The sequence below is a fragment of the Oligoflexia bacterium genome (assembly GCA_035326705.1).
Classification (GTDB): domain Bacteria; phylum Bdellovibrionota_G; class JALEGL01; order JALEGL01; family JALEGL01; genus JALEGL01.
Genome location: DAOLES010000002.1, coordinates 171,760 through 183,797, shown reverse-complemented (window position 1 = coordinate 183,797; position 12,038 = coordinate 171,760). Strand labels below are relative to the sequence as shown.

The 12,038-nt window shown below is 37.5% G+C and carries 10 protein-coding genes and 1 tRNA gene; 4 read left to right on the top strand and 7 right to left on the bottom strand.

Going from position 1 to position 12,038, the window contains the following annotated elements; all coding sequences use genetic code 11:
• Positions 1–41: 41 nt before the first annotated feature.
• Both PKC21_03980 and PKC21_03975 read right to left on the bottom strand, forming a co-directional pair.
• Positions 42–117: transfer RNA gene (locus tag PKC21_03980), tRNA-Phe, on the bottom strand.
• Positions 118–183: 66 nt separating this feature from the next.
• Entirely contained in the window at positions 184–594 is a 411-nt protein-coding gene (locus PKC21_03975) for a hypothetical protein (protein HMR24496.1), read from the bottom strand.
• Between the two features lie 106 nt (positions 595–700).
• On the opposite strand from PKC21_03975, the gene PKC21_03970 reads away from it, so the two are divergent.
• On the top strand, positions 701–1,273 hold the full coding sequence (locus PKC21_03970) for a hypothetical protein (protein ID HMR24495.1): 573 nt from the start codon (positions 701–703) through the stop codon (positions 1,271–1,273).
• A 70-nt stretch (positions 1,274–1,343) separates the two neighbouring features.
• Positions 1,344–2,123 (top strand): outer membrane protein assembly factor BamD, encoded by a 780-nt coding sequence (bamD, locus tag PKC21_03965; GenBank protein HMR24494.1) that lies wholly within the window; start codon positions 1,344–1,346, stop codon positions 2,121–2,123.
• A 2-nt stretch (positions 2,124–2,125) separates the two neighbouring features.
• On the opposite strand, the gene alaS is transcribed toward bamD, so the two are convergent.
• The 5 genes from alaS to PKC21_03940 all read right to left on the bottom strand — a co-directional run bounded on the left by alaS (position 2,126) and on the right by PKC21_03940 (position 9,513).
• Positions 2,126–4,759, bottom strand: coding sequence for an alanine--tRNA ligase (gene alaS / locus PKC21_03960; protein ID HMR24493.1), 2,634 nt, complete (start codon positions 4,757–4,759; stop codon positions 2,126–2,128).
• 116 nt (positions 4,760–4,875) lie between these two features.
• Complete coding sequence (locus PKC21_03955) at positions 4,876–6,066, bottom strand: type IV pilus twitching motility protein PilT (protein HMR24492.1); 1,191 nt, start codon at positions 6,064–6,066, stop codon at positions 4,876–4,878.
• Positions 6,067–6,170: 104 nt separating this feature from the next.
• Positions 6,171–7,274, bottom strand: coding sequence for a recombinase RecA (recA, locus tag PKC21_03950; GenBank protein HMR24491.1), 1,104 nt, complete (start codon positions 7,272–7,274; stop codon positions 6,171–6,173).
• A 166-nt stretch (positions 7,275–7,440) separates the two neighbouring features.
• Positions 7,441–8,796 carry a CinA family nicotinamide mononucleotide deamidase-related protein gene (locus PKC21_03945; protein HMR24490.1) on the bottom strand — a complete coding sequence of 452 codons (1,356 nt, stop codon included), beginning with the start codon at positions 8,794–8,796 and terminating at the stop codon, positions 7,441–7,443.
• A gap of 195 nt (positions 8,797–8,991) precedes the next feature.
• Positions 8,992–9,513 carry a phosphatidylglycerophosphatase A gene (locus PKC21_03940; protein ID HMR24489.1) on the bottom strand — a complete coding sequence of 174 codons (522 nt, stop codon included), beginning with the start codon at positions 9,511–9,513 and terminating at the stop codon, positions 8,992–8,994.
• Between the two features lie 281 nt (positions 9,514–9,794).
• On the opposite strand from PKC21_03940, the gene PKC21_03935 reads away from it, so the two are divergent.
• The gene (locus tag PKC21_03935; protein ID HMR24488.1) at positions 9,795–11,438 is read left to right on the top strand and encodes a hypothetical protein; all 1,644 of its coding nucleotides are present in this window, start codon (positions 9,795–9,797) and stop codon (positions 11,436–11,438) included.
• 96 nt (positions 11,439–11,534) lie between these two features.
• Entirely contained in the window at positions 11,535–11,945 is a 411-nt protein-coding gene (gene ruvX / locus PKC21_03930) for a Holliday junction resolvase RuvX (protein ID HMR24487.1), read from the top strand.
• Positions 11,946–12,038: the final 93 nt, after the last annotated feature.

Here is a 12,038-nt window from a genome sequence, read left to right as displayed (position 1 = left end):
AAAACAAAAATCCAAATTGTGCTGAAATTCTAAAGAAATGGTGGTGCCCAGAGACGGAATCGAACCGCCGACACGAGGATTTTCAATCCTCTGCTCTACCGACTGAGCTATCTGGGCAACAGGATGCATATATACATCATTTTTAAAAAACTGCGAGAAAAATATAAAAAATTGATGGAAGACTTACGTGCTTAAGCCAACGGCATAATTACCAGAATTCTCTAGATTGATGGTGCATTCTGGATTATCTATAGCTTCACACTGCACAAATGCCAAACCTCCAGTCCAGTTTGAAAAGTCACCACTGGCATGAAGGTCATTTTCACCATTATTGACCAAAATCGTACAACTAACGTCATTACTGCTGCAACTGGCCATACCATTAATATCAATGATAATTTCTTCTCCCATTTGCGTAGAAAATGTAAATGATATTAAAGATTGGCCATTGACTTCCAACTCATCAATTGTTGGAAAATAATCAATCTTTTGGGCAAATTTATTGTCTGGAGGATTTATAGTATCACTCTCACCACCACCGCAAGCATATAAACCCAGTACTGCCCACACCAATACTATTAAGTGTTTTTGCATCGTTTATCCTATATCACATTATAAAAAGAACAAAACATCTTATTCAAAATTAACACGTTGCATTATTTATTTGGCTTTCAGGCTTAAATTGTGTTACAAGCCATTTATGAAGCGTTTTTTGGCTATAATTCTATTGGTCAGTTTACAGTTTGCTTGTAAAAACAAGCCTGTTAATGATGCTGATACTGTAGACAAAACCCAAGCTAGCATTTCACAAAAAAATGTTCATACTTTAGAAGGCGCTTACACCATGAATTTTGCCGATGGTGAGCAAACATGTACTCTTAATTATGAAGAGGTGGATGAAAATTTTGTTCATCAATTTGATAAGGAAAAACTGCAATCTGAGCAACTCTATTGCAAAAGCAATCAAAATTTAGAACTTTTTTGTGGTGAAGATCAAGATAATCTGATTTGGCATGGCAGTATTAATAAAAACGGCAAAGCCAAATTAGCCAGCGCACCGGAATTAAAAAAAGACTTTAAAAATGCTTTATTGCAAGAACTCCCGGAAGAAACATCATACAATTCAGTTGTCCTAGATTTTAATTTAATTCTCGACTTTCTTCAAGAACCAACTGCCAGGGGTCAACTACAATTGAACTATCAAATTCCCTATGAGCTGCAAACTTTAGCATGTAAAACCACACTACCTTTTACTCTAAATAAACAAGAATGATTATTTTCTACTCCATTTTTAAAAACTCAGATTACTTGCTCATTTATCCAAGATAGGTTAGTCCAAAGGCATGTTAAACGCGCCAAAGTTAAACTTAAGTTGCTTTTTTGCACTTACTATTAGCCTAATCACTTTATCTGCTTGTTCAGTTAAAACCCCAGATGATTACGATAGCCCCAAAGAACTGTTTAATAAAGCCCAAGCTCTTTTTGATAAAAAAAACTTCTCAGAAGCTGCTTTACATTTTGAAAATCTAGAAAACCGTTTTCCAGAAAGTAGCTATGCTTCACAAGCTGCTCTACTCAAGTGTGATGCATACTACAATAACCGTGACTACCTTGAAGCAGAATATGCTTACAGCCAGTTTAAAAAGTTTTACCCTAAACATGAAAAAATAGCTTATGTCACCTTACGCATTGGTCTTTCACAACTAAAACAAGCCAACAAAGTTGCTTCAAGAGATCAAAGTTATACTCAGTCATCTATTAGTTATTTTAATGAAGTCATTCGTTTGTATCCAGGTACAGAAGCTGCAAAAGAAGCATTAACCTACAGCAAACAGGCCAAGAAAAAAATCTATGAAAAAGAACTCTATGTTGGTAATTTTTATATTAAGCAAAAACAATACACATCTGCTATCAACCGCTTAGAACCTTTATTAGATAACTATTCCTACCCCGAGCTTCACCAAAAAGCTCAATACAAAACAGCTTTGGCTTATTATAGACTCAAAAACTACGATGAATGCCAAAGGGTTCTTAATCTAGAGATTGATACACAAACAAAAACCAAATATCTGCATAAAATGTCAGCGCTCAAGAAAAAACTTGCTCATCGTTCCCAAAAGTAAAGCTAGGTACGCGTTTTTTTCATTATCGCAAGCATGTGTTCTATGGCTGCATCAATTTTAGATGCATCTTGCCCACCTGCTTGAGCCATATCCGGTCTTCCGCCACCAGATCCACCTATAAGAACGGCCGCTTCTTTAACCAATTGACCGGCATGAATTTTGGGTGTTAAGTTTTTGGAGACCTTACATAACAAACTTACTTTTCCTTCAACAGTTGAAGCTAAGATAACCACCCCTGCTTGTATTTTTTCAAGATATCTATCAGATACATCTCGCAAGGTTTTGACATCCATACCATCAAAAATTTGATAGACCACATCCACATTATTTATTTGATTTTGAGTGGCATGTTCAAACTTGGCTACAACTTGTGCAGAAGCAGGTTTTTGTTTTTGCTTGCCTTGAATGATCAATTGCTCAATTTTTTCTTCTAATTTATCCGCTGAAACATTGAGTTTCTTTACTATCTTATGCAACTGCTCTTCTTGTTTATTCAAATAACGTAAAGCGCTGTCTGATGTTAAGGCTTCTATACGTCTGACTCCAGCAGATACACTGGACTCCTTAATTATTTTCAACAAGCCAATTTCATGACTGGCATCCAAGTGGGTCCCCCCGCACAGCTCAACGGAAAAGTTACCAATACTCACAACCCTGACTTCTTCACCATACTTTTCACCAAATAAAGCCATGGCTCCGCTGGCTATTGCCTGTTCCATACTCATATTCTTTTTTTCTACTTTTTTACCAGACCAAATTTGTTCATTAACCACTTGTTCAATTTTTTTAATCTCACCTGTTGTCAATGCTTTACTATGACTAAAATCAAAGCGTAGCTTGTCTGGCCCTACCAAAGATCCTTTTTGTCTGACATGCTCTCCTAAAGTTTGAATCAAAGCTGCATGCAATAAATGTGTAGCTGTATGATTCTGTGCAGTTTTTTGTCTTAGTTTAGCATCTACACTTAAATTAATATTATCTCCAAGCTCAAGTTTGCCTCGTTCAACATGAACGGAATGAACATGCAAATCATTAAGGTATTTTTGTGTATCAATAATGCTTGCTTGGCCAACGGTACTTTCTGCTAACCCTTGGTCACCCACCTGACCACCACTTTCTCCATAAAAAGGTGTTTGGTCACATACCATAAGTCCTGTTTCACCTTCCTTAAGCACATCAACACTTTTTCCTTGTTTAACCAGAGCAGTTATTTTAGCAATGCTTGTTAAGCTGTCATAACCCAAGAAATGATTGCTCAGTTTATCTTGTTTCCACTGGTCTAGGACCTCCGTTAAATCATCTGTGTTACTTTTTTTCCAGGACCCTTTGGCTTTTTCTTTATGTTCTGCAAACGCTTGATCAAAGCCAACCTCATCCAAGGTTAAATTATTTTCACGCAAGATATCTGCGGTCATATCAACAGGAAACCCATACGTATCATACAGATGGAACGCAACTTCACCTGATAGTTCACTGGATTTACTATTATTTAAACTAACAATCTCTTCCTCTAGAAGTTTCATTCCTCTATCAATCGTTTGAGAAAATCTTTTCTCTTCACTTTCTATGCAATCTTGAATTTGTAAATTGTACTTTTGTAATTCAGGGTAAGCTTGCTGCATGGATTCAATTACATCCAATGAAAAACGATGTAAAAATGGTTTTTCAAAACCTATTTTTTTACCATGGCGCATGGCTCTGCGCATAATTCTTCTTAACACATAGCCTCTGCCTTCATTACTGGGTAAAACGCCATCGGCAATTAAAAATGTCATGCACCTCAGATGATCCGCAATAACTCTATAGGACGCTTGTTGCTCAGAATTGATGTCATTATAGTTTTTGCCCGCAGAACTCTGACCTAAATGATTGAGCAATGGAATAAATAAATCTGACTCATAGTTGCTGCTCACCCCTTGAGCCAATGCACTGGCTCTCTCTAAACCCATGCCAGTATCAATGGACGGATTGGGTAGTTTAATTCTTGAGCCGTCTTTTTTTTGCTCAAACTCCATAAAAACCAAGTTCCAGAACTCTAAAAAGCGATCACTATCATCTCCTAGTTTTTCACCAGGAACTGATTCACCTTGGTCGTAAAACAACTCTGTACAAGGACCACATGGACCAACATCACCCATAGACCAAAAATTATCCTTTTCTCCAAAGCGAAAGATTCTACTTGCATCCAAGCCAATATCGTTTTTCCAGATATTATAGGCATCCTCATCATCTTGATAAACAGTGACATACAAATTTTCTAAAGGAAACTGCAGATATTGTGTTGTGAACTCCCAAGCAAAAGCAATGGCTTCTTTTTTAAAGTAATCGCCAAATGAAAAATTACCCAACATTTCAAAAAATGTGTGATGTCTGGCTGTGTAGCCCACGTTTTCTAAATCATTGTGTTTACCACCAGCACGAACACATTTTTGTACAGAAGCAGCTTTATTGTATGACCTTTGTTCTTCTCCAGTAAACACGCCTTTAAATTGATTCATCCCAGCATTGGTGAATAATAAAGTAGGGTCTTCTGCAGGCACCAAAGATGCACTTTGAACGCGCTTATGCTGTTTTGATTCAAAAAAGCTTAAAAAAGTTTCTCTAATTTCATGGGATTGAACAATTTTTTTTGACATTTCACATACCTACGAAATATTACGCCCTTGCGCAATCTTTAAAACCGGATCCTAACATTTTTATAAATGAGATAAAAAATAAAAGTATAGTATTGTTTGCAAGCTTTTTAAAAAAATTAAAAACGTTCAATATTCATTGCATCATCATCGTCGTCATCTTGGGTATAACTCATCTTATCTCTTTTATCATCATGTGCTCTGCTATCAAAGTCATCCCATTTAGATGCACCCGTGGAATCCACTCCTTTCATTTTCAGGGCAAAGTCGTCAGGGTTGGATGATTGTCTTAAAGCTTCGTCATATGTTATCAATCCTTGAGTTAACAATTGCATCAAGGATTGATCAAAGGTCTGCATACCAAAACTGGTCTTACCTTGAGCAATGGCATCGCTGATTTCTCTGGTTTTTTCTTCATTTTCAATCATTTCACGAATTCTACTATTATTGATTAGCACTTCACACGCCGGAGCTCTGCTTTTTCCATCTTTGGTAGGGACCAATCTTTGTGAAATGATAGCTTGCAATACAGCCCCTAACTGCAAACGAATTTGTCTCTGTTGATGTGGAGGAAAGGTGGTTAAAATTCTATTGATGGTTTCTCCGGCATCCAAAGTATGTAATGTAGATAAAACCAAGTGGCCGGTCTCGGCAGCGACCAAGGCTGTATGAATGGTTTCCTCATCACGCATCTCCCCAACCAAAATAATGTCTGGATCTTGTCTTAAAGCTGCTCTGAGTGCGGAAGAATAACCATCTGTATCAAGCCCAACCTCTCTTTGATTAATAATGCACTTTTCATCTTTTATTAAATACTCAATAGGATCTTCAATGGTTAAAATATGTCCACTACGGGTTTGATTAATTTTTTTTATCATTGCCGCCAAAGAGGTTGATTTCCCTGATCCCGTTGCACCGGTAAACAAAATCAAGCCTCTGTGCTTATCACATAAAGTTTTGATCACTTCTGGTAAACCTAAATCATCTAAATCAGGAACATCAAAAGGTATACTTCTAATGGCCATCCCCACTGAACCACGTTGTTGAAAAATATTAACCCGGAAACGTCCTATTTTGTCTTCACTGTGGGCAACATCCATCTCTGGCTTTTCTTTAAAACGCTTGATTTGCTCTTGAGTCATCATACCGTAAGCCATGCGTTGTGTATCTTCAGCTGTTACAATTTTTCCATGTTTAATAGGGTAAAGTTTTCCATTCACCCTAAACATGGGCACCATTCCCGGTTTGATATGTAAATCTGAGGCTTTACCTTTAACTGCAATATTGAGGAGTTCTCTAATCTGATACATAAGCCCATCATAACCTTCAAGACTTATGTAGACAATAAAAACCAAAAAGCTCCGCATAATTATGCGGAGCTTTTAATTTATCTATAGGTAAAATCAGTATAAAACTACTTTGCTTCAGTATCTTTGGTTGTTTCTCCTACTATTTCTTTATTGTCTTCTGAGCTTTTTTTGGTAGCAGCTTTTTTTTCTGCAGTTTTAATTCGTTTAGGCGCATCCAAACCAGCCGCCTCATACACTTGCTTTTCTAAGTTTTCCAATGCATCTGGATTCTCTCTTAAATACTGCTTAGCATTTTCCCGACCTTGACCCATTCTATCTCCGTTAAAAGAGAACCATGTTCCACTTTTTTCAACCAAGTCTTGAGCCAAAGCAAGATCTAAAATATCTCCTACATACGAGATACCTTCACCATACATGATATCAAACTCAACTTTTTTAAACGGTGATGCCATTTTATTTTTAACCACTTTCACTTGAGTTTTATTACCAATAACTTCATCACCATTTTTAATGGCACCAATGCGGCGAATATCCAAGCGCACAGAAGAATAAAACTTAAGCGCATTACCTCCGGTTGTTGTTTCTGGACTACCAAACATAACACCTATTTTCATCCGAATTTGGTTAATAAACACCACTGTTGTATTTGATTTGGCAATAGCTGCAGTCAGTTTTCTTAAAGCTTGTGACATAAGACGCGCTTGTAAACCCATATGCGAGTCACCCATATTGCCTTCTAATTCAGCTCTGGGTGTTAGGGCTGCAACTGAGTCCACAATTATTAAATCAACAGCACCAGAACGTACTAAGGTTTCAGTGATTTCTAAGGCTTGTTCACCCGCATCGGGTTGAGACAATAATAAGTCTGCTGTATTGACCCCTAATTTTTCTGCATAGGTCACATCCAGTGCATGTTCAGCATCAATAAATGCTGCTACACCCCCAGCTTTTTGACAATTGGCCAACATGTGCAAAGTTAAGGTTGTTTTACCACTGGATTCTGGACCATAAATTTCAACAATTCTACCTTTGGGAATACCACCAATGCCTAAAGCAATATCTAAGCTTGGAGAACCAGTAGAAATAGCCGGAGCCTTAACCACTGCATCTCGCTCACCAAGACGCATGATGGACCCTTTTCCAAATTGTTTTTCAATGGTGGCTAAAGCCAAGTCAATGGCTTTGGTTTTATTGGCTTCTAATGACATACTCTGACTCTCCTTCTCAACAGTTTTATCAACAATCCATAACTGATTTTAGGCTCTAGGCGAAGCTTTTTCACACAGTTTTTGGCTTAATGACCTAATATATTTTGATATCTGTAACTATAATCAAATTTTTAGATTTTACGCAACACATTGTACGTTTATTTTTTTAAGGCTTTAATTTTAGATAGTTAGCAAGCTCTTTTGCCAATTTTAAGGCTTCCATTACTGCTCCTTGTCTATTTTTTTGCCTATCACCTTTAAATTTAAATTCACGCACCCAATGTGTATCTTCAAAATCAATACCAAATTTTTTCTTCACATTTTCTGACACCATTAAAGCAATATAGACCAGGCCCACTGGTTTTTCTTCTGTTCCACCTCCTGGACCTGCAATACCAGTAACAGCCACAGCAATATCGGATTGGCTATTTTGAATTTGGCCTTTGGCCATGGCTATCGCGCATTGATTTGATACCGCTCCATACTCCTCTAAAACTGATTTAGAAACATTTAATTTTTTATTTTTGCAGTCATTGCTATAACAAATCAAAGACTCTTCTAAAACTGCCGATGCTCCAGCAGCATTAAGCAAGGTTGCAGTTAATAAGCCTCCAGTACATGACTCAGCAAATGAAAGTTTGAGGTTATTGTGTTTAAAGATATCCACTAACTCATCTTCTATACCTTTGCCATCTTCCGCAACAATATAAGAGCCAAATTCATTCAAAAACCGTTGTACAATATCTTGCTTAAAACTTTCTCTACCAAGGTATGCACTTAAAGTAACATCCAGTTTGGGGTAGGATGCTGTGTATGCAATATTAATAACTTTTGAGTGCAGATTATCCTGTTCAAATAAAGCATCAACTTTATAGGTAAATGCAGATTCAGATACCCCACTAAGCGTAAAAATTTTTTCCTGTCTTGGTTTACCTTGACCCAGCCCTGCTTGTTCTAACTGTGGGACAATATGTTGCAAGAATATAGCTTGCATCTCTTTGGGTACTCCCGGCAAACAAAAGCCATGACCCTGCATATCATGATGTCTGTATTCAAATTGAATACCTGGGGCCGTTCCAAGTGCATTGCTTAATACTTTGGCTCCTTGGGGCAGCATGGCTTGTTGCTTATTGGCAGGGGCATATGGCCTACCAAGCTGTATAAATCTTTGTTTAATAGCATCCTCTACTGCTTTATTGTACAGCAAATCAAGCTCAAGACTTTTAGCAACAGCCGCAAAGGTCAAGTCGTCTGAAGTGGGACCTAATCCGCCTGAAGTTAAAACATAGTTTGCCCTTTGGAACGCCAAGTGTAATGCTGAAACAATTGCATCCATATTATCAGACACGGTTTGCTTATGAACAACTTCATAGCCTAGTGCATTGAGCTGTCTGCCTAACCAGGCACTGTTGCTGTCTATATTCCTACCTTCTAAAAGTTCATTGCCAATAACAATAATTTCTACCGTTTTTATAGAAGCGGGAATCTCTCCCCTCTTCTTTGACCAAGACACGGTCTTCATCAATTCACTCCTTTGCCAATAGAAGAGGTATAAAGTTTTTTCTCCACTTTTCTCATCATCAAATTCATAAAGCTATACTCGTGAAGAGCAAGGCTCTTGTCTTGCAATAATCTAGTATAATTTATGCAAAGCGCATCTCGGCCTCCACCCAGGGGAAATTCAGAATAAATCTTTTTTTCCTTTCTATTCATTGCTTTACATCCATTTGAGAAATGAAATCAAAATGTAAGCGCTGGTATTGGCATAGATTCCTGCAACAACATCATCTAACATAATACCAGCAGCATTTTTCATATTTCTATCAAAATAATCACAGGGAAATAATTTAACAATATCAAACACTCTAAACAACACGAATACAAGTATGTATACCCACCATTTTTCTGGCATCGCAATTAATGCAATCCACATCCCGGCAGCTTCATCAATAACAATACATTGATTGTCTTTATTTTTTTCTTGTGATTGTTTTTCATAAATCAAGCAGGCTAAATAACCAATAGCCAACATGAATAAAGCAGAAAAAACCTGTAAAACAAGGCTAACCGTATGTAGACCAGACAGATACCATAAACCTAAGGCAAATAAAGAACCTATTGTACCTGGAGCTTTTGCTGACAAACCTGAACCCAATAAAGTCAAAAACATTGCCAAAACGCGCTGTTTAACTGGCAGTCCTTTTTGGTAAAAATGGAAGTTAAAACTTTGTTTCAACATAAAGCCATCCCTACTGCATTTTTTAGAGACTGTCGATATCAAAACACTTCTCACCCCTTATGAGACAACTTTGCCCCAAAGTTGTGTTTTTTCGCATGATAAATTAAATACAAGTATCTGATTTTATTTAATTTGTTTTGGCATAATCTTTGTATTACTTATCTACAGACAAAAATATTTTGAGGTCTGATATGGAAAAAAAGCGTAGGAAAATTACAGAGACACATACTTCTTTTAAAGCTAGTAACTTGAATTTTAACCCTTGTGAAAATAAACGCAACGTGTTAAAAGCAAAGTTGGTTATGCGTAATTTAGCTTACAGTTTATCGTTATCAACAGCTCTTTTGATGAGCTCATGTAACCTTACGCAAAGGGGAGACATTAATCCTCCGCAACAACGCTATGCTGCGGCCAATGCCATTGAAAATAATACGTCTTCTTCTCTATCTGGTGGCAGCGCTTACGGTGTAGAGTGGAGAGGTAACAAACATTTTGTTTATGTTTTAAGTCCAGAAAATCAATGCAATATTCCAGTGCAAGAACAACAAAACAACCCTTGGGAAGTGACTGAGTCTACAGGGAGTGGATCTCGTCCATGGGAAGTCAACACCGGGACAAGTGTTGGCAGAATTTCTTTAATTGCTGTGGATGACAGCTTTCAAAGTAACAGTTATGGTCACGTTTTAAACAATGGTAATACCATTATCAATGGTCAAAGAATTTCAGGCAATGCTGGTCAAACCCTGAGCGGCTTAAATTTTAGCTCTGATGAAAAAGTAGCATCAAACATTGCGGTCAGCCCTTTTAAATTATGGGTTACTCAACAAAGAGGCTTGTATGGCATTCCCTTTGATAGCAACAGTGGTGCCTTAGATTTTTCTTACAACAAACGTGAAGTTCGTTTTGTTGGAGCAGAACAACCCATGAACTTGGTGACCACCAACGTATTGCATGTACAAAAAGGTAACCGTTTAGAACGAAGAGAATATGTTTTTGCTTCATTCACGGGCATTCCAAAAATTGGCTATAGAATTAATAAAGAAGATGCTGCAACTGGAAGACCTTTAGCGCCTATTACCAGAACCTTAGATTTTTCTAACCATATGGCGGGTACTAAAATTACTTCATTAAACATGTACGGTGATTTGTTGGCCGTTGGTTTTCAGCAAGGTCAAGGCAGAGGTGCCACTGCACTCTGTAAAATTTTATACTTGACCAACGAAATGCCTGAACCTGCCGTTGAAGATCGTATTGATGACTTAAACATTGTTACCCCTGATGGTTGTTGGTTAAGAAACACCGTTGCTCAAGAACAAGCGCCAATTGATAACTGGTTTTCACAATTGGGCTGGTTTTCTGTTACACCCACTTATGGTGTTATGATTATGCCAGAAGTTCCTGCTTTGTTGGGTAAAGATTCTACTCTTGAAAATATTGTTGACGCATCTATTACTGGCACCGGAAGAAATGGTTTTGTACACGTTACATTACAAAGTGAAAAACGCAATGCTGTTGATATGACCAATGCTGACTGGAGTTTCAAAAAAGTGGCCACAGCACAAGATAGAGCCATTATCGCTTTACAAAATGATGGAACCATTACTGCCTACAGTTTGGATAACATTTTTGCAACCAACAATGGTAAAAAAGAATTGCAATTCAGTGCAAATTCACGCGCTTCAGATATGGCCATGGCCCCTGGAACTTTACAAAAAGATGGTACCTATATCAGAAATGGTGAATTTATGGCAGTTAACCAAGCCCAAAGAGGTAGTGTGCTGATTTTACCGGTGTACGATGGCTTACCCAACCAGCCTTCAATTGAAGCAGAAGTTTTTACCCGTTGTGCGGGTCATAGATTAGCCATTAAGCCTATGATTGACAGTGATTTTCGTAACTACAATAACAACAGTGGCAATGAATAAATAAATAAATGGGTAGCCTTAAAACCCTACCCTATAAAGCAACGTAATCTCATAAACTTGCTTTTTTTGTCAGCTTAACACATAAGAAAAATCAAGATGCAAAAAAAGATTATGGCTTTAGATTATGGTACCAAACGTATTGGCATTGCCATCAGTGATGCATTGGGCATGTGTGCGCATCCTAGAGATTTTATTGATAACAACTCAAAAGCATTTGAAAATATTTTAAAGCTAGCAGAACAAGAAAATATCCAACTGTTATTGTTTGGCATTCCAAAACGCTTGAGTGGTGAAGCAAGTCACATGCAAGAAGAAATTGAACGTTTTATGCATAATTTACAAAAAAAAACGGGCCTTAACATGCAAACCTGGGATGAACGCTTGACCAGTGCCCAAGCCGAAAAATTTATGATTAGCGCTGACGTTAAAAGAAAAAAACGCAAAACCAGCATTGACAGTATGGCCGCCACCATCTTGCTGCAAAGCTATCTAGATTCACAACAATAAAGTCTCAAAAGGTACGGCCTTACTTTTGAGATTTATTTTTTCCTTCAAGGGGGCTCACGCCCCCTTCTAAAACAAAAATCGTCGTTTTTGTTT

Coding starts and splice junctions, on each gene's coding strand:
- PKC21_03975 (HMR24496.1), bottom strand. CDS start 594: ATGCAAAAACACTTAATAGTATTGGTGTGGGCAGTACTGGGTTTATAT.
- PKC21_03970 (HMR24495.1), top strand. CDS start 701: ATGAAGCGTTTTTTGGCTATAATTCTATTGGTCAGTTTACAGTTTGCT.
- bamD (HMR24494.1), top strand. CDS start 1,344: ATGTTAAACGCGCCAAAGTTAAACTTAAGTTGCTTTTTTGCACTTACT.
- alaS (HMR24493.1), bottom strand. CDS start 4,759: ATGTCAAAAAAAATTGTTCAATCCCATGAAATTAGAGAAACTTTTTTA.
- PKC21_03955 (HMR24492.1), bottom strand. CDS start 6,066: ATGTATCAGATTAGAGAACTCCTCAATATTGCAGTTAAAGGTAAAGCC.
- recA (HMR24491.1), bottom strand. CDS start 7,274: ATGTCATTAGAAGCCAATAAAACCAAAGCCATTGACTTGGCTTTAGCC.
- PKC21_03945 (HMR24490.1), bottom strand. CDS start 8,796: ATGAAGACCGTGTCTTGGTCAAAGAAGAGGGGAGAGATTCCCGCTTCT.
- PKC21_03940 (HMR24489.1), bottom strand. CDS start 9,513: ATGTTGAAACAAAGTTTTAACTTCCATTTTTACCAAAAAGGACTGCCA.
- ruvX (HMR24487.1), top strand. CDS start 11,535: ATGCAAAAAAAGATTATGGCTTTAGATTATGGTACCAAACGTATTGGC.